General features: G+C 58.8%; 14 protein-coding genes. 8 read left to right on the top strand and 6 right to left on the bottom strand.

Annotated elements, in window-relative coordinates; all coding sequences use genetic code 11:
* Positions 1-31: 31 nt before the first annotated feature.
* Together glnA and NBH12_RS08020 are read left to right on the top strand one after the other, a co-directional pair.
* Positions 32-1,369, top strand: a complete 1,338-nt coding sequence (gene glnA, locus NBH12_RS08025; protein WP_003830419.1) for a type I glutamate--ammonia ligase — start codon at positions 32-34, stop codon at positions 1,367-1,369.
* Between the two features lie 210 nt (positions 1,370-1,579).
* Positions 1,580-2,785, top strand: coding sequence for an MFS transporter (locus NBH12_RS08020; protein WP_025299922.1), 1,206 nt, complete (start codon positions 1,580-1,582; stop codon positions 2,783-2,785).
* Between the two features lie 8 nt (positions 2,786-2,793).
* Here NBH12_RS08020 and NBH12_RS08015 read toward each other — a convergent pair whose 3' ends face one another.
* Both NBH12_RS08015 and NBH12_RS08010 read right to left on the bottom strand, forming a co-directional pair.
* Complete coding sequence (locus NBH12_RS08015) at positions 2,794-6,930, bottom strand: DUF3418 domain-containing protein (RefSeq protein ID WP_250819344.1); 4,137 nt, start codon at positions 6,928-6,930, stop codon at positions 2,794-2,796.
* On the bottom strand, positions 6,920-7,576 hold the full coding sequence (locus NBH12_RS08010) for a class I SAM-dependent methyltransferase (protein ID WP_014483586.1): 657 nt from the start codon (positions 7,574-7,576) through the stop codon (positions 6,920-6,922). The genes NBH12_RS08015 and NBH12_RS08010 overlap by 11 nt, the downstream gene beginning before the upstream one ends.
* A gap of 123 nt (positions 7,577-7,699) precedes the next feature.
* On the opposite strand from NBH12_RS08010, the gene hflX reads away from it, so the two are divergent.
* Both hflX and NBH12_RS08000 read left to right on the top strand, forming a co-directional pair.
* A complete protein-coding gene (gene hflX, locus NBH12_RS08005; protein ID WP_014483587.1) occupies positions 7,700-9,205 on the top strand; it encodes a GTPase HflX in 1,506 nt (501 codons plus the stop codon).
* A gap of 184 nt (positions 9,206-9,389) precedes the next feature.
* Positions 9,390-10,352, top strand: a complete 963-nt coding sequence (locus NBH12_RS08000) for an L-lactate dehydrogenase (protein WP_003830428.1) — start codon at positions 9,390-9,392, stop codon at positions 10,350-10,352.
* Positions 10,353-10,605: 253 nt separating this feature from the next.
* On the opposite strand, the gene NBH12_RS07995 is transcribed toward NBH12_RS08000, so the two are convergent.
* Positions 10,606-11,550, bottom strand: coding sequence for a cation diffusion facilitator family transporter (locus NBH12_RS07995; RefSeq protein ID WP_060618455.1), 945 nt, complete (start codon positions 11,548-11,550; stop codon positions 10,606-10,608).
* Positions 11,551-11,700: 150 nt separating this feature from the next.
* Positions 11,701-12,414 carry a transcriptional repressor LexA gene (gene lexA, locus NBH12_RS07990; RefSeq protein WP_025221882.1) on the bottom strand — a complete coding sequence of 238 codons (714 nt, stop codon included), beginning with the start codon at positions 12,412-12,414 and terminating at the stop codon, positions 11,701-11,703.
* Between the two features lie 150 nt (positions 12,415-12,564).
* Here lexA and NBH12_RS07985 point away from each other — a divergent pair, with 150 nt between their 5' ends.
* Both NBH12_RS07985 and nrdR read left to right on the top strand, forming a co-directional pair.
* Positions 12,565-12,948: a LysM peptidoglycan-binding domain-containing protein gene (locus NBH12_RS07985; protein WP_025221881.1), complete on the top strand. Its 384-nt coding sequence runs from the start codon at positions 12,565-12,567 to the stop codon at positions 12,946-12,948.
* Between the two features lie 52 nt (positions 12,949-13,000).
* Entirely contained in the window at positions 13,001-13,441 is a 441-nt protein-coding gene (gene nrdR, locus NBH12_RS07980; protein ID WP_015438975.1) for a transcriptional regulator NrdR, read from the top strand.
* Between the two features lie 76 nt (positions 13,442-13,517).
* Here nrdR and serA read toward each other — a convergent pair whose 3' ends face one another.
* Positions 13,518-14,717, bottom strand: coding sequence for a phosphoglycerate dehydrogenase (serA, locus tag NBH12_RS07975; protein WP_003830440.1), 1,200 nt, complete (start codon positions 14,715-14,717; stop codon positions 13,518-13,520).
* A 10-nt stretch (positions 14,718-14,727) separates the two neighbouring features.
* Positions 14,728-17,007 (bottom strand): HelD family protein, encoded by a 2,280-nt coding sequence (locus tag NBH12_RS07970; RefSeq protein ID WP_025221880.1) that lies wholly within the window; start codon positions 17,005-17,007, stop codon positions 14,728-14,730.
* Positions 17,008-17,332: 325 nt separating this feature from the next.
* On the opposite strand from NBH12_RS07970, the gene mraZ reads away from it, so the two are divergent.
* Together mraZ and rsmH are read left to right on the top strand one after the other, a co-directional pair.
* Positions 17,333-17,854: a division/cell wall cluster transcriptional repressor MraZ gene (gene mraZ / locus NBH12_RS07965; protein ID WP_016462731.1), complete on the top strand. Its 522-nt coding sequence runs from the start codon at positions 17,333-17,335 to the stop codon at positions 17,852-17,854.
* Entirely contained in the window at positions 17,854-18,906 is a 1,053-nt protein-coding gene (rsmH, locus tag NBH12_RS07960; RefSeq protein ID WP_003830446.1) for a 16S rRNA (cytosine(1402)-N(4))-methyltransferase RsmH, read from the top strand. The genes mraZ and rsmH overlap by 1 nt, the downstream gene beginning before the upstream one ends.

Raw genomic sequence — 18,906 nt, 5'->3', positions numbered from 1 at the left:
TCGTAACACGGATATGGAACGATAAGCGATTATGGATAGACAGCAGGAGTTTGCGCTGCGCACGGTCGAAGAACGCGACGTGCGCTTCATTCGTCTCTGGTTCACGGATGTGTTGGGAACACTGAAATCCGTGGCGATTGCTCCGGCCGAACTGGAAGCCGCATTTGAGGAGGGTCTTGGCTTCGACGGTTCCGCCATCGAGGGCATGACCCGTGTGTCCGAAGACGACATGATCGTTCAACCCGACCCCTCAACCTTCCAGATTCTGCCATGGCGCGGCGGCCCGCAAGGTACCGCTCGCATGTTCTGTGACATTCTGACCCCGGACGGCGAGCCGTCGCTCGGCGATCCTCGCCACGTGTTGAAGCGTGCGCTTGCCAAGGCCAAGGATAAGGGTTTCACGTTCTACGTGCACCCTGAGATTGAGTTTTATCTGTTCGAAAGCCAGGATGATTGGTCCAAGGCGCCGACCCCGATTGATGAAGGCGGCTACTTCGATCACGTGCCGCGCAGCCCGGGCATGGACTTCCGCCGCGCCACCGTGAACATGCTCGAGCAGATGGGCATCTCGGTGGAATACTCGCACCATGAGGCGGGTCCTGGCCAGAACGAGATCGATTTGCGTTATGCGGATGCGCTCACCACTGCCGACAACATCATGACGTTCCGTACGGTGGTCAAGGAGATTTCGCTGGAGCGCGGCATCCATGCCAGCTTCATGCCCAAGCCTTTGGCCGACGCGCCTGGTTCCGGCATGCACACTCACCTGAGCTTGTTCGAGGGCGACTCCAACGCCTTCTACGAGGCCGGTCAGGAATTCAACATGTCCCTGACCGCCCGCCAGTTCGCCGCTGGCATCCTGTACCATGCGGCCGAAATCTGCGCGGTCACTGACCAATACGTCAACTCGTACAAGCGCCTGTGGGGCGGCAACGAGGCTCCGAGCTACATTTGCTGGGGCCACAACAACCGTTCCGCACTGCTGCGCATCCCGCAGTACAAGCCTGGCAAGGGCAACTCCGCGCGCATGGAGTTCCGCGCGCTCGACCCGGTGGCCAACCCGTATCTGGCCTACTCGGTGCTGCTGGCTGCTGGCCTCGACGGCATCGACAAGCAGATGCAGCTGGGCGAGCCCACCAGTGACGACGTCTGGGAGCTTACCGACGGTGAACGTCAGGCCATGGGCATTCAGCCGTTGCCGAGCTCGCTGGACGAAGCGCTGAAGATCATGGAGCGGTCTGACTTCGTGGCGGATGTCTTGGGTGAGCATGCGTTCGGCTACTTCCTGGACAATAAGCGTCAGGAATGGGCGGAATACAACCAGCAGGTCACTCCTTACGAGTTGAAGAAGTACCTGCCAAAGCTGTGATTGCAGGCGTTGCACATCTGTTGCACCCCGTCGATGCGTGGTTCATCGGCGGGGTTTTCATAGCGTGTGGTGACGACTGATAGCGGGCAGAGGTGGGAATAGTGTTGTCGCGGAGCTGATAGTAATCGTTTGACGAGCAGAGATGAAACAATCACGTCGACTGAGCACACAGACTGAACCCACATAGCCGAGAGCATGCGAGAGAGACATATGACGAACGCACCTGTGACCAATGCGCGTACCGACCGCTTCTTCAACTTTCCGGTCACTATCCTGATTTTCGCCAGTTTTATGCTGGGCATGAGCGAATTCGTGGTGGTGGGTATTCTGCCGGATATCGCCTCGGGTCTCAAGATATCCGAAGTGACCGTGGGCAATCTGGTGGCGCTGTTCGCCTTCGTATATGCACCATGTACGCCGATTGGCTCGGCACTGTCCGCACGATTCCCTCGTTTTGCTACCTATCTGATATTGATGGGTGTGTTCTTGGTCGGCAACATCCTGTGCGCCCTTGCTCCGAACTATCCGGTGTTGTTGATCGCCAGACTGCTGATTGCCTCCGTCTCCGGCACGCTGGTGGCCATTTCCATGACTTTTGCGCCGGATGTGACCACGGATAAGTACCGCACCAAATTCATCGCCTGGGTGTTCTCCGGGTTCTCCATCGCCTCCGTGGTGGGCGTGCCGATTGGTACATGGGTGGCCAATACTTTCGGCTGGCGTGTCACGTTTTATTTGGTTTCCGTGCTTACTGCGGTACTGATGATTTCGATGGCCTTGGTATTGCCGCGCAACTCACACCCGGCGAAAATCGGCTTCCTGCGGCAGTTCCGCTTGTTCTTCGACCGCCGTATTCAGCTCGGCGTGCTTGATGTGGTGTGCGGCGCAGCGGCTTCCTATGTCTTCTACACATACCTGTCTCCCATCATGCGAGACGAAATCGGTGTGCCCGAACAGTACCTCAGCATTGGCCTGGTGATTTATGGCTGCGCCTGTTTGTGGAGCAACCTGTACGGCGGCAAATTGGCCGACAAAGGGCGCGGTGTGGAGCCGCTGACGCACATTCGCCCGATTTACTGTGTGCAGGCGGTCTGCCTGTGCCTGCTGGCCTTTGCCTCGCTGGTGCCGGCGGCCGGCGCGTTGCTGCTGGTGGCGCTCGGCATGCTCATGTACCTGCAGAATTCCGCGTCTCAGGTGCTATACATGGACGTGGCTTACCAGTCCCATCCAGGCTCGGTGAACTTGGCCGCATCCCTGAACTCCATGTCTTTCAACATCGGCATCGCCATCGGTTCGGCGGTCGGCGGTCTGGTCAACGATCTCCTTGGACTCGCCTGGCTGGGGCCGGTCGGTGCGATATTCGCATTATTCGCTGCTGGCATCACCACACTGCTGCGTCCGTATATTCAGCGGTGATTTAAGGGCTAGGACAGCGCTTTCTTGATGCGGTTGAGCGATGCCGGCCCCTTGGTGCCGAGTTCCTGAGCCCAGAGAGACACATAGAATTCTTCAAGTATCCAACGCGCCTGCTCGGCCTGCTGCATCAGTGCTTCATGCTTCGGGCCAGCCGGTTCGGCTTTTGCCCGTGCCAATGCTTTATCGACCAATTGCTTGGCCTCGTCGGCCTGCCATGCCCACTTGACGTCACGGTTCTTATCGGTTTTCGCCTTGTTCAGACGGCTCACATCCGCCTTCAGATAACGGCTCAATGATTTCAGCGCATCCGGGGGAGTGCGGCCGATAAAACCTGGGTAGACAAGCGTGGCGATATGGTCACGGATAGACTGCAACACCGAAAGCATGGGCAGATCGGCCTTGCCGGAAGTGGCCTTATCCACGTCGGCATAAGACTTCATGATGCCGATGACATCATGCGCCACCTGGTACACGGTATCCTCATACACTTCGCGTATGTCGAGCACTGCGTTGGCCAGAGCTTCATCATCCGTGAGCTTGTCGACGTTCGGCAGCAGACGCTTGACCGTGGCCAGCTGCAAATCCTCAACCAATTCCTTGGTGGACTTGTAGGGGGCGGCAGCCAGCATCAACGCTTCGGTGCCCAGCCAACGAGACGAAATGCGTTCGCCCGGCAAGCGCAACGCATCCAATGCGCCACGCCATAGCATCGTGGCCCTCGACTCGGTAGTGGCACCCGCCTTATGCAGCAGATTCGCCTGTTGCACCAGCTTGCCTTGCTCGCCGGCCTGTTCGGCCTGTTTCTTGACCATCTGACGGGCCGAAGCCTCCGCCTGCGCGGCGAATTCGCGTTGCAATGCCTTCAGATCTTTGGCGGTGCCCAGCACTTTAACCGGCCCGCGTGCGTGACGGCGGCCACGCGGATGTTTGCCGGCCGGCAACTGCTGCTCCACTGAGAACGTAACCCGCAAATACGGGGACAGACGCTCGACCAATTCCGGTCCCAACACCTCAGGATGAATCTGCGCTCCCACGGTAGCGATGGCCGCCTTGGTAAACACATGCGCCAGATCGGGCCAGCCAACAGTGGTGCCTTCCTCATCCACCGGTGGCAGATTCGGTTTCTGCTGCGAGCCGGAACCCGGCAAATCGGGGTAATGTTCGTTAATCCAATCGCGAATCGAGCGTGCGGCGTCCGGAGCCGGTACGAACTGGACACGCAGCTGCTTGGGCAGTGCCTTAATCATCGCCAGAATCAGCTCATCCAACAAGCCCGGCACATTCCATGTGAACTGGTCGGGGGTAATGCGCGAGAGTGCCTTGAGCGGCACATGCACGGTGACGCCATCGGCCGGGTCGGTTGGGTCGTACACGTAGCTCAGGCGCAGGTCGATAGGCTGGCCATCGGAACCCGTGGTATGCCAATGGTCGGGGTAATCATCCAAACTGACCGAATCGCTGGATGCCAGGCGTTCCACCTTGGCCGGGTCGAAATCCAGCAAATCCGGCTGCTTATCGTGGTCGATCTTCCACCATTTCGCCAAATCGGCCACACAGGTCACATCATTGGGAATGACGGCATTATAAAAATCGAACAGATCCTCGTCGGACACGGTGTCCGCCAGCTGACGGGTGCGGCTGGCATCATCGGCGGCATCCTCAAGAATGTCGCGATTCCTGCCCACGAATTCGTCGTAGCTGAAGCGCTGCTGAATGTCACCTTCCACCAAGCCTTGACGAATCAGGAAATCACGGGCCTCAAGCGGATTGATGCGCCCCCACTGCACGGCACGATCCTGCACAATCGGCAGACCATAGAGCAAGACGCGTGCGGTGGCCACGGCGGAGCCGCGCGAGCCGGACCAATGCGGTTCTGCATACGTGGTGCGGGTTAGCTGGCCGGCCAGCGGTTCGGCCCATGCCGGGTCAATGGCGGCCGAATACCGGGCCCACAGACGAGAGGTCTCCACCAGTTCGGTGCTCATCACCCATGAAGGGGTCTTCTTGGCTACGGCGGAGGCCGGGAACAAGGCGAAACGAGTGCCGCGCGCACCTTGATAGTCATTCTTCGACATCTTCTGGGCGCGTTTCATCGCGCGGGCACGAGCCGCTCCACTGAGTCCCGCAAAGTCGGAGGCCTTGGGCTCTCGGATCACCTGCATGCCCATCATGGACAGCAAGCCGGCAAGCATCGATTTATGAATGCCGTCCGTATCCCACGAACAGCACAGCGAATGCGCGGCCTGCTGATTCAATGGCAGCTGACGAATCTCCAAACCGGGGCGGGAAGACGGCAACGGGTCGCCGACCTTGAACTTCAGCTCCTTGCACATCTGCCTGAGCTGAGAGACCAGATCCTTCCACTGGCGCATCCTGAGCCAGCTGAAATATTCGGTTCTGCAGATACGGCGCAACGCATTGTTGCTCGGATCGCCATCCGCCTGGAATACGCGATCCCAGATATTCAACGCCGTCAGAAAATCACTGGTTTCATCCGCATACCGGTTATGAATGCGGTCGGCTTCCTCACGCTTGTCATCCGGGCGCTCGCGGGGGTCCTGCAAGCTGAGGAACGCCACCACCACGAGCACCGAAGCCAGAAGATTCGGTGAACCGGCCTTGGCCGCTTCGATGACCATGCGGCCCAGACGCACGTCGATGGGAATACGCGCCAGCTGACGACCGGTATGGGTGAGCGTCACCTCGCCACGCTTGCGGCCTATGGCCTTCAGCTCGGTCAGCTCGTTGAATCCGTCGGACACAGCCTTCATGTCCGGTGGGTCGATGAAACCGAAGTTCGTGACGTCTTCCGCCGTACGGGCCACACCCACGGAGAGCATGTGCAGCACCACCGCGCCTAGCGAGGTTCGCAGGATCTCCGGCTCGGTGAAACGGGGACGGGTCTCGTAATCCTCACGCGAATACAACCGGATGGCAATGCCGTCGGCCACACGTCCGCATCGGCCGGACCGCTGATCGGCGCTGGCCTGGCTGATCGGCTCGATGGGCAGACGCTGCACCTTAGCGGTCTTCGAATAACGGGAGATGCGCGCGGTGCCGGGATCCACCACATAACGGATACCGGGCACGGTCAGCGAGGTCTCGGCCACGTTGGTGGCGATGACGATGCGCTGATGGGTGTGAGACTCGAACACCTTGTGCTGGTCGGCGGCCGACAGGCGCGCGAACAACGGCATGATCTCAATGGCGTCGGGGCGGTGCATGTCATCGGCTCGCGGGCCGTAATGGTGACGCAGAGCTGCCTCGAACTCGTGAATGTCGCGCTCGCCGGAAGCGAAGACCAGAATGTCACGCGGGCCGCGCTCATGGGAGGAATGGATGACCAGCTCGGCACAGGCTCGGGCCACCGCTGTGGGCATGTCGGTGATGCCGTCGTCGGCGTAATCGGCATTGCCGCGTCTGCGGGAATGATCGGCATCGGATTCGGCGATGGCGCTCGCCAGCTCGTCATAGTCGGCGTCTCCGGGGCGGGCGCCGGTCGCAAAGCCCGGCACCTCACGCATCAGTGCGGGTGCGGTGCCGAGCGGTTCGTACACCACCTGCACAGGGAAGGTGCGGCCGGACACCTCGATCACTGGTACTTTCTCGTGCAATGCGTGCGCGAAATGTTCTTGGAACTTCACCGAATCGATGGTTGCGGAGGTGATGATGAGCTTCAGGTCGCGACGCTGGGGGAGCAGGGCCGTTAGATATCCGAGCAGAAAGTCGATGTTCAGGCTGCGCTCGTGGGCCTCGTCGATGATGATCGTGTCATACTGGCTGAGCTTCGGATCGCGTTGAATCTGGGCGAGCAGAATACCGTCGGTCACCACGCGCAGACGCGTATTCGGGGAGCTTTCGTCGGTGAAGCGCACCTGATAGCCGACTTCATCGCCCAGACGTACGCCCATTTCGGAGGCGATGCGTTCGGCCACCGTGCGTGCGGCGATACGGCGGGGCTGGGTATGCACGATCTGCTTGCCGTGTGTGCCCCGGCCGAGTTCCAACAGAATCTTCGGCAGCTGCGTGGTTTTGCCGGAACCGGTCTGACCGGAAACAATGACGACTTGTGAACGACGGACAGCGTTGGCTATCTCATCACGTGCGGCGGATACGGGAAGTTCGGCAGGATACTCATATTTCATGACGAACTTCAATGATACGGAAGCCCTTGGAGCTCGCGTATTTGCTTGCAGTGAACCCTTCGCCCAGCGATTCGTCCAGCCAGGGGATCAGCGAGTCGGAGCCAAGGTTCTTTTGCACCACCAGATAAGCCGCTCCTCCCACCTTGAGTTTGGGCAGCCAGGCCATGAGCAGCGTATGCAAGGCCTCCTTGCCGATGCGAATCGGGGGGTTCGACCATATCGCATCGAATGTGAGGTCGCCGGGAATCGGCTCGCAATGTGCGCTCTGGCGGTCGGCTGGCAGTGGGGTGCTGGTTTCATCCACCTGTGTGGTGTGAATATTGCGGCAGCCATTGGCCTCGGCGTTGACATGGGTGAGTTCCAGGGCGCGTTCGTTGACGTCCACGGCCCATACGTTCGCTTCGGGCGATGCGAACGCCAGAGCGAGGGCGATTGGCCCCCAGCCGCAACCCAGATCCAGCACATTGCCGGATACCGGCGGTTCCGGAGCGTGCTTGAGCAACACGGAAGTTCCCAAGTCGACGCGGGAGCCGGAAAACACTCCGTTCGATACCTGTACTTGGGCATCATGACCTTGCAACGTCACATTGAGCGTGCGGCGCACGTCCTTTGACGATGGCTCCGCGGAGAAATACTGTTCGGCCATGTTTCGCTCCATTCCCGCGGGTTTCCCGCTTCTTGCATATGCCAATGCTGTCATGTCACCTCAATCGATGATAATAAGGAGGCATAGAAGAATCGTGAACACTTGACTGACACCGAGGTTCCTTTGACCGACAACACCCAGTACACCGACATTGATCGCAGCGACGCTGATGAAGCCCCATCGGGAGTGTTGTCCGGTCAATCCAATGTGCTGCTCGACGATACCCAACGAGCTGCGGGATGGCATGAAGACTCCAACCAGGAATGGGAGGAGCGTGAGGCTCGTAACGAGCTGAAACATGTGGCCGGCTTGGGTGAGCTTCAGGATGTTACTGAGGTCGAATACCGTAAGGTGCGTCTTGAGCGTGTGGTGTTGGTCGGTGTCTGGTCATCGGCGGTGACCACCCAGGCCAAGGCGGAGGAGTCGCTCAGGGAGTTGGCGGCTCTCGCCGAAACGGCAGGTGCCGTGGTGTGCGATGGCTTATTGCAGCATCGGTCCAAGCCGGATGCCGCTACATATGTCGGTTCCGGCAAAGCACGGGAAATCGCGGATATCGTGGCCCGTGAAGAGGCCGATACGATTGTCGTGGATGATGATCTGGCACCGTCTCAACGTCGTGCACTTGAGGATGCCGCCAAAGTCAAAGTGGTGGATCGCACTGCGGTGATTCTCGATATTTTTGCCCAGCATGCCACTTCGCGTGAGGGCAAGGCCCAGGTGGAGCTTGCGCAGCTTGAATACATGCTGCCACGACTGCGCGGCTGGGGTGGATCTCTATCCCGTCAGGCCGGTGGTCGTGCGGCTGGTGCGGATGCGGGCATCGGATCGCGTGGTCCTGGCGAGACCAAGATCGAGATGGATCGCCGTGTGATTCGTGCGCGTATCGCCCGCTTGCGTCGGCAGATTCGCGAAATGGCACCGGCGCGTGAGATCAAGCGTGGCTCCCGTAGGAGATTCGGGCTGCCTACCGTGGCTGTGGTGGGGTATACGAATGCAGGTAAATCGTCGTTGACCAACCGGCTGACGGGGTCTGCGGAATTGGTGGAGAACGCGCTGTTCGCCACGCTGGATACGGCGGTGCGCCGTGCCAAAACCCATGACGGGCGTGCATTCGCTTACGTGGATACGGTCGGGTTCGTGCGTCGACTGCCCACGCAGCTGGTCGAGGCATTCAAATCCACACTGGAGGAAGTGGGAGAGGCCGATGTGATTGTGCATGTGGTTGATGGCTCCCACCCGGATCCGTTCTCCCAGATCGATGCGGTGAACGATGTGCTTGCGGATATTGAAGGCACCGCCTCCATCCCCCGTATTCTCGTGTTCAATAAGGCCGATCAGATTGATGACGCCAAACGAGAACGTCTGGCCGCCTTGCAGCCAGATGCGTTCATCGTGTCGGCATACAGCGGTAAGGGATTGGATGCGTTGCGCGATGCGGTCGAAGAGCTGTTGCCCGTGCCGCATGTGCATATCAATGCGTTGCTGCCGTACACGGCGGGGTCTCTGCTTTCCCGTGTACGTGAATACGGCAAGGTGGATTCCGTGGAATATCGCGATGACGGAGTGGCGCTCGAAGCGGATGTCGATTCGCACTTGGCTGCGCAAATCATGGAGCAATCGATCGCATAAATAACGTGACGAAAATCACATAATGGCTGTGAGCGCTAACAACTGCTGAAAACATTAGGGTTATGGCATCATTGGATATGCATTGTGGCCCGCGAAACGTCTTAGCGGGTTTATAAAGTGAAACCGTTAGTTACAAGGCCTGCCATTCATCAGCAGACCGCCTTTGAAGAGAGGTTTATCCATCATGGCGGAAACTACCGTTAAGCCCACGAAGCTTGCTGTTATTGGTGCCGGTGCCGTTGGCTCTACTCTTGCCTTTGCCGCTGCACAGCGTGGCGTCGCTCGCGAGATCGTGCTCGAGGACATCGCCAAGGAGCGCGTGGAGGCCGAGGTGCTCGACATGCAGCACGGCTCCAGCTTCTACCCGACTGTGTCCATCGCCGGTTCCGACGATCCTGAGATTTGCCGCGACGCCGACATGGTCGTCATCACCGCTGGCCCTCGCCAGAAGCCGGGCCAGTCTCGTCTTGAGCTCGTTGGCGCCACTGTCAACATTCTCAAGGCCATTATGCCGAACCTTGTCAAGGTGGCTCCGAACGCTATCTACATGCTCATCACCAACCCGGTCGACATCGCCACCCACGTGGCTCAGAAGATCACCGGTCTGCCTGAGAACCAGGTCTTCGGCTCTGGCACCAACCTGGACTCCGCTCGTCTGCGCTTCCTGATCGCCCAGCAGACCGGCGTCAACGTCAAGAACGTGCACGCCTACATCGCTGGCGAGCACGGTGACTCCGAGGTTCCGCTGTGGGCTTCCGCCACCATCGGTGGCGTCCCCATGTGCGACTGGACCCCGCTGCCCGGTCACGAACCGCTCGATGCTGCCAAGCGCGAGGAGATTCACCAGGAAGTCAAGAACGCTGCCTACAAGATCATCAATGGTAAGGGTGCCACCAACTACGCCATCGGTATGTCCGGCGTTGACATCATCGAGGCCGTCATGCACGACACCAACCGCATCCTGCCTGTGAGCTCCATGCTCAAGGACTTCCACGGCATCTCCGACATCTGCATGTCCGTGCCGACCCTCCTCAACCGTCAGGGCGTCAACACCGCCATCAACACCCCGGTGTCTGACAAGGAGCTCGCCGCTCTGAAGCGCTCCGCCGAGACGCTGAAGGAAACCGCCGCCCAGTTCGGCTTCTGATAAAAAATCGTTCTGCGGACGTCCTCGTCGTTACGGCAGGCTCGACGTACCTTCGTACGCCTTCGCCTGCCGCGCCTGGAGGCCGCACGCGCAGAACGATTTTTATATCGAACGGGAATCCTCGACTCGATTGAGTCGAGGTTTTTTTATTTGCGCGAATAATGGTCTGCGCGTGCGGCCTCTAGGCGCACCGAGGGAAGGCGTACGAGGGTACGTCGACCGAGGGGCAACGACGGAGACGCTCCACAGGGCATCATTCGTGGAGTTCGTTGGAGGAGGGGGAGCTGTAACCTTCGGGCTCCAGTTGGAACGTGGTGTGGGGGACTGAGACGGGGAAGTGTTCGCGCAGGCAATCCTGAAGTTGGGTGAGGATGCCCGATGCCTGTTCCATGGTGAGTCCCCGTTCCACTACCACGTGCGCCATAAGAATCGGCATGCCGGTGGAAACCGTGCTGGCATGCAGATCGTGAACGGCGACAACATGGGGAACGTTCTCCAGATGCTCGCGAACCTTGTCGAGGTCAAGCCCCTCAGGGGTCTCTTCCAGCAGTACCTTGACCGCGTTGGACAGCAACTTGATGGCCCGGGGAATCATCATCAATGCGATGACCGCGCCGGCCACGGCATCGAAACCATTCCAGCCGGTGGAAATCATGACCAATGCGGAGGCTACCACGGCAACCGATCCGAGTGCGTCGTTCATCACTTCGAGGAATGCGGCCTTCATATTCATATTGTCTTTGCGTTGCGAGGCGAGAATAAAGATTGAGATGATGTTTGCCGCGAGGCCGAGAATACCGACGAACAGCAGCAGTCCGATATCGTCGATCTCCGCTTTGGATCCACCGAACAAACGCATGCCGGCCTCGATCAGTGCGTAGATACCTACGATGAGCAGCACAACAGCGCCGGCGGCCGCAGTGATTACTTCGAGCCGTGCCCAGCCCCAGGTGCGCGTATTGCTTGGTTTGCGGCGCATCAGTGCCGCGGTGATGGTCGAGGCAACCAATACTGACATGTCGGTGAGCATATGTCCGGCATCCACGAGCAGGGCCAGGGATCCGGTAAGCACGGCGGATATGACTTCGATAAGGAAAACGGAGCCGGTGACGGCCAGCGTGGCTATGAGGCGGCGCTGGTGAGCGGCCGCGTCGACGCCGGATGATGGTGATGGTGCCGGTGCATGATTGTGAGCCATGTCTGTTCCTCCTTGTGCACGGTGTTGAAACCGCTTCTCATTTCCATTTCCGTTATGGTGCAAATACGACGAAACCCCGGCGCGAGGCCGGGGTTTCATGAACTGAGAGCGACTATAGCACGATATGAGCGAATCGGCTGCGAGAGAAATTCATAGCTTGCGCAATACGGTGACGACCTTGCCCATAATCGTGGCGTAAGTGCCGTCGATGGGGGAGTATGCGGGATTATGCGGCATAAGCCAGATGTGGCCGTTTTCCTTGCGGAAGGTCTTGACGGTGGCCTCGTCATCCAGCAGTGCGGCCACGATATCTCCGTTCACGGCGGAGTTCTGTTCGCGCACCACCACGAAGTCACCGTCGCAGATGGCGGCATCAACCATGGAATCGCCGTGTACTTCCAACATGAACAGATTGCCGGAGCCGGTCAGTCGTTCCGGTAGACGCATGACATCGTCGACGTGCTGTTCGGCGGTGATGGGTACGCCGGCGGCTATACGCCCGACCAGCGGAACATCCTGTGATTCGGCGATTGACTCACTGGGGAATGCGTAGATATCCGCGGCGTGCTCTTCTACGGTGTTCGCGGTGACTGCTGCAGTGTTTTCCGGGGGTGGAGCGACCACCTCGATGGCGCGCCCTTTATTGGCGTTCATGCGAATAAAGCCCTTGTCCTCCAGCACTTGCAGTTGATGTTTGACTGAGGAAGGGCTTTTGAGCCCGGCAGCTTCACCTATTTCTCGGAATGATGGCGCAAAGCCCTGTTCGTCGATGTGGAGTCGAATGGCATCCAAAACTTTGCGCTGGCGCTCGGTCAAAGTGGATTCGTCCGGCTCCTGCTGAGGGGGGAGGGGAATGCTGCTCACGTCGGGGCTCCTTTCGTTACCCCATCAGCATAACGTGATATTCATGTGAAATCAAACATCTGTTCGAGTGTTGGCTTGACGAGTTCGAACATTTGTGCCACTCTAAGAACGGATGTTCGATAGAACACTTGTTCGAGAGAGGTGGTCGTGATGACTGGTTCGATGGTGATGGCAACGGGTCGTATGGCGGGGAAGCGCAGCAACGCATATCGTGCTGCGCGTCGTGGTGCGGTGCGTAGGACCAACGCCGTGCGAAGCGATCGTCGCGGTAAGGTGATGGCGGTCGTGTTGGCGGCAGCCCTGGCGTGGGGCGGATTCGCCATGCTGACGGCTGAGCCGGCGCGCTCCGATACCGGTGCCACGCAGGTGATCAGCTATATAGTGCGTCCGGGGGACACACTGTGGTCGTATGCATCCTCCATCACGCCCGCCGGGCAAGATGTCTCGGAGACGGTGGATGAGCTGATCTCGTTGAACAATCTGGAGTCAGGGGCTCTTCGTGCGGGACAGCGTCTAATTGTTCCTGCTGAGTAAAGGAACACTCGATAAGTATTGTTTTTCCGTGTGTTCACGTTATTCTGGGGACATGCATTGCCCTTTTTGCCAGAATCCTGACACCAAAGTCATTGATACCCGTATTAGTGACGACGGCTATTCCATTCGTAGACGTCGTGTTTGCCCGAAATGCAATAAGCGTTTCACCACCGTGGAAACCAGCATGTTGCTGGTCACCAAACGTTCCGGCGGCGCTGAACCGTTCAGCCGGGATAAGGTTATCTCCGGTGTGCGTAAGGCTTGTCAAGGCAGACCTGTCAAGGAGGAGGATCTGAAGCTGCTGGGGCAGAAGGTCGAGGAGGATCTTCGCTCTCGAGGACTGGCCGAAGTGACTTCCGGCGAGGTCGGCAAGGCAATCCTCAAGCCACTGCGTGATCTTGATGTGGTCGCGTACCTACGTTTTGCGAGCGTGTATCAGAATTTCTCCGGCCTGGAAGATTTCCAGAGCGCCATCGATGAATTGCGCGAATAATGGTTCGATACCAAGAAAAAGGCCCGTCTGATGACGGGCCTTCTGTCGTGCTGATGCAGTTTATGTCGATGCGGTATCAGCCGATGACACGCATGCGGATGGTGCCTTCGATGCTACGCAATGCCTCCAGTGTGGCGGGGCTGGGCTTTTGAGCCACGTCGGTGACCACATATCCCAGCTCACCTTCAGTGGCCAATGACTGGAAGGAGATATTGATGTTCTCCTCGCCAAGCACGCGGTTCACACGGGCGAGTACGCCGGGCAGATTGTCATGCAAATGCGCGATGCGGCATACACCCTTGCAATCGGTGAGATTGATTTGTGGCAAGTTCACCGACAGTGACGTCGAACCCTTCGACCAGTAATCCTCCAGGCGTTGGGAGACAAAGTGACCGATGGACTCCTGCGCTTCCAGCGTCGAACCGCCGATGTGCGGGGTCAGAATCATATTATCTTCGTTGGCAAGCGCCGTCTCAAACGGGTCGCCGCTCTTCTTGGGCTCGACCGGGAACACGTCAACGGCGGCACCGGACAGATGGCCGGAGTCGAGATGCTGCTTCAGCGCGCCCAAATCAGCAACGAATCCACGAGACAGATTGATGAAGATGGCGTCCTGCTTCATGTGCGCGAACTGATCCTCGCCGAAGAAGCCGGTGTTCGACTTGCGCCCGTCTACGTGCAAAGTCACTGCATCAGACTGCTCAAGTAGTTCGTTCAGCGTCGAGCAACGATGGGCGTTGCCCAGTGCGAGCTTCTCCTCGATGTCGTAGAACACCACGCGCATGCCCAGCGCTTCCGCCAGTACGGACAGTTGGGAACCGATGTTGCCGTATCCGATGATGCCCAGCGTCTTGCCGCGTACCTCATGAGAACCGGAGGCCGACTTGTCCCACAAGCCGTGCTTGATGTGATGCGTATGCGCAGGGATGCGACGCATCAGGCAGATGATGTCGCAAATCACCAGTTCCACAACGGAACGGGTGTTTGAATACGGTGCATTGAACACGGCGATGCCGTGCTTGCCGGCATAATCAAGATCCACTTGGTTGGTGCCGATGCAGAAGCATCCGATGGCGCTGAGGGTCGGGCGGGCATTCAGTACGCGTGCAGTGACATTGGTCTTGGAGCGCACGCCGACGAGATCCACGCCCTCTAGCGCGTCGATGAGCTCGTCCTCGTTCAGGGCTCCCTTCATGGTTTCGACTTCGAAGCCGTGATCTCGCAGCGATTTGGCTGCGTCAGGATGGATGTTTTCCAGTAACAGTGCTTTAGGCATGTCTTTCACCTTAGATGTTCAGGGAACGCTCGTCCTCTTTTGTCCGAACTATAACCAGTTTCTGTGTTGGTCTGGTCGTTGCCACGTAGAGGTCGGATGCGGCGACCAAACGGCTTGGGGCGTCATCTTCAATGCGCCCGGGTTCAATGACGATAACAGCGTCGAATTCCAGGCCTTTGACCATTTCGGTGCCGCATACGCTGATCTGCTCATCCCATTCGGGCTGGTCGATAAGACGCTGATATTCGGATGGGGCCATCAGACTGGATAGGCGATGCCTTACTGCTTCGCGCACCGGCTTAATGAGGTCGTCCGGGCAAATGATGGCGATGCGTCCAGTGCCGTCCGCCGAAACAAAATGATTGGCCAGCTGTGCCGCCTGGTTGGAAGTAACGGTAAGCAGAGCCTTCATGTCGTCTACCACGTGTCGAGACACGGAATCCGGCAAGGCGCGGACCGCGTTCACCGTGGAAATATAGAGTCCTTCGTTCTGCGCAAAACGGGAGGCGAGGTCGGAGACCTCCTGCGGATTGCGGTAATTGATGGTCAGCTCATTGAGGTCCCAATGGCCTTCGCCGAACAGTCGGTTCATCGTCTTGTCCCAACGGCGGGTGCCGGCCAGTGCCGAGGTCTGTGCCACATCACCCACAATGGTGAACGATCGTGACGGACAGCGACGAATGAGCATTCGCCAATCCATTGCGGTCAATTCCTGCGCCTCATCCACCACGATGTGACCATAGGTCCATTCTCGATCGGCTGCTGCGCGCTGGGCGGTGAGCTCGCCGTCGTCGCCGTTCATCTGATCGAGCAGCATCTGGCTCGATACGATGCCCTGACCGAGGCCGGTTGCGGCCAACGTGTCTTTGGCGTACTGCTCTTCGGCGGCGCGTCTGGCATTGGCGGCGGACTGCTTGGCCACGGTTTTGGGATCGGGTCCCAGCAGATCCATCGCCTCGTCAAGCAGCGGAATATCCGACCGGGTCAGAGGTGAACCTTTCGGCCGTGCGAGAGTGTCCAGATCGTCATCGGTCATCCATCCGGCCAAGGACTTCAGGCGTTCCGGGTGAGCGAAGAGCTGGTCGATAAGCCAGGGGGCGGTCATCGGCAGCCAGCATAGATTCAACGTTTTGCGCACCTGTTCGTTCATGCGCAGCAGCGACATGGCGCGATTGAGCTCCGCCTGATCGGGGGTGTAGTCGAGTTGCTCCGCGTACCGGGTCTGCATGCTGCGCAGCATGCAGCGGATAAAGGTCTCTCGGGCCTTGTTATGCGGTTGCCTTGTGCGTTTGGCGTCGGACTGCGCCTGTTCGATATCGACGGCAAGCATCGGTATCTGAATGCCGCTGATGGTGACGGTTGGCAGATTGCCGGGCACACGGATGCGGGAGGCGATGGCGTTGGCGATCACCTGTGCCATGCGACGGTCGCCCTTGAGTTTGGCGGCTTGCGGAGTGTCGATTGCCGATGCGGTGATTCCCGGAATCAGGTCGCTGATTGTACGGGAGACGACACCGGTCTCGCCCAACGAGGGAAGCACCTGATCGATGTAATGCAGGAACGCGGAGCTGGGGCCCACCACCAGTACGCCGGAACGTTCCAGTGTGCGTCGATGCGTGTAGAGCAAGTAAGCGGCACGGTGCAAGGCCACAGCGGTTTTGCCGGTGCCTGGGCCGCCCTGTACCACCACGGCACGGTTCATGTCAGAGCGGATAATGCGGTCCTGCTCGGCTTGGATGGTGGCCACGATGTCGGTCATTTTGCCCGTGCGACGCGAGCTGAGCGAAGCGAGCAGTGCACCTTCGCCGGTCAGGGTACCGGCAGTGGAGGCTTGGCCCACTTGGTCAGAATGCACGTCCAGTACTTCGTCTTCGACGCCTACCACTTCGCGGAAACTCAACGTGATATGGCGGCGCATCACGATGTCGCCATGGTTGGAGGGCGTCGCCTCGTAGAAGGGGCGGGCCGCTTCGGCTCGCCAATCGGTCAGAATGGGTTCATGGTCGGTGCTCGACAGACCGATGCGACCGATGTAATGACGAGTGCCGTCTTGCGAGTCAAGTCGTCCGAACACGAGCCTGTCTTCCACGCTGCGCAGCTGAGTGAGGCGATCTTCGTACATGGTGGCAAAAGAATCGCGCTCGGTGCGTTGGGTGGGGGAGCCGTGCGAACCGGCTGCTCGTACGGTGCTCAGTCGCTGCCACATTTCGGCGCGCAGGTCATCCAGACGTCCATAGGCGCGATCGACGGCCTGCTGCTCCTCGTGCAGCTGTGAGGCGTAACTCGACATGCTTCTCTTCGTCTCCGCTCGTAATGGTCACAAACTTTAAGGCATTCAAATTTACCGCACGCCCCCTACGTCGGGGAAGGGCAGTGGTGCGGCTGCTCTGGTGATGTGCCTGCCCACGCCGCGCGCGATGCGTTTCCAAATCGGTGACGGGTTTTTGCGTTTTGCGATGGTCGGTGAGTTCCGCTTCGCGGCCGTGTGCAATCGTGACGGTTTTTCCAAAAAGGTGAGTAAAACGTGTTGTAGTGGGGAAAAATGGTGAACGGTGGGGTAAAGTGGTGAATCAGTTGGCCGAAGTATACCCGGCGAGTACAAAGGAGGTGGAGCCATGGTCGAGAGCAAGCACTCGCGTGAAACCGATGCTGATCAGCAAGGCTCCGCCGGAATCGACGGCCTCATGGCCGGCCTGCCTCCGCTGCTGCTGGGCACGTACACGCCGAAAATCGATGCCAAGGGTCGTATGGCACTTCCCGCGAAATTTCGTTCCCAGCTTGGCCAGGGGCTGGTAATGGCCCGAGGCCAGGAACGTTGCGTGTACCTGTTGCCGTTTGACGAATTTCGTCGTATTGCCTCCCAGATTCAGCGCACTTCGGTGGGCAACAAAGCCGCCCGCGAATACTTGCGTGTGTTCCTGTCTGGCGCAGTCGATCAGGAACCCGACAAGCAGGGGCGAGTTGTGGTGCCGCAAATGCTGCGTGACTACGCCAATCTCGGGTCCGACATTGTGGTGATCGGTGTGGGTACGCGCGCCGAACTGTGGAACAAGGATGCATGGGAGTCCTACCTCGCACAAAAGGAAGAGGGATACTCCGATATCGCCGATGATGTACTGCCTGAGGTGGAGTTCTGATGATTGATGTGACGAATATCCACCAGCCAGTGCTGCTTGATGACTGTGTGAATCTTGTGGCGCCGGCATTACAACACGAAGGTGCCGTGGCCGTGGACTGCACGCTGGGTCTTGCCGGTCATTCCACCGCTTTCCTGAAAGCGGCGCCGCAAGCTCGTCTTATCGGTATTGACCGTGATAGTGAGGCGTTGGCCTTGGCGACTGAGCGTATGGTTCAGGAGGGGCTTTCCGACCGATTCACGCCGGTTCATGCGGCCTTTGATCAGCTTGATCAGGTGCTTGCCGATCAAGGCGTGGAACGAGTGGATGCCGTGTTCATGGATCTGGGCCTGTCGAGTTTGCAGATTGATGAAACGGATCGTGGATTCTCGTACTCCCATGATGCCCCGTTGGATATGCGCATGGACGTGAGCCAGAATCTCACGGCCGAGCGGATTCTCGCTGATTACGATATGGCATCGCTGATTCGCGTCTTCCGGGAATACGGTGAGGAGCGGTTCGCTCGTCAGATCGCGCGTGAGATCGTGTCGCGCCGCACGCAGACGCCATTTACCACAACCGGCCAGCTCAACGCTCTAGTCGAAGATGTGGTGCCCAAAGCTCACCGTCCGGCCGGCAATCCGGCAAAGCGTGTGTTCCAGGCGCTGCGCATTGAAGTCAACGGCGAGTTGGACAAACTGTCATCCATTCTGCCTCAGGCCGCGAATCGTCTTCAGGTCGGAGGCCGTTTGGTGGTGGAGTCCTACCACTCGTTGGAAGACAAGACAGTCAAATCCTTTATGGCACAGGGCCTGAAGATTGATGCGCCGGCAAACCTGCCAATCGTGCCGGATGATGCCCAGCCGTTCTTCCGGGAACTGACCCGAGGCGCAATCAAGGCCGATGATGAGGAGCGGCAACGCAACCCGCGATCCGCTTCAGTGAGGCTCAGGGCGGTTGAGTTGAGCAGACGGATTCCTGAGAGGTGGCGAGAACGCTTCGCACAAACAGCGGCAAACCCAAAGGAATCGAACACCACACGTAACAATGGCAAACACGGAAGGAGGGGCTGA

It is taken from the genome of Bifidobacterium sp. M3-N-101, from assembly GCF_023656805.1.
Lineage (GTDB): Bacteria > Actinomycetota > Actinomycetes > Actinomycetales > Bifidobacteriaceae > Bifidobacterium > Bifidobacterium breve.
The sequence above is the reverse complement of the archived record's forward strand: the minus strand, read 5'-3'. Positions and strand labels throughout refer to the sequence as shown.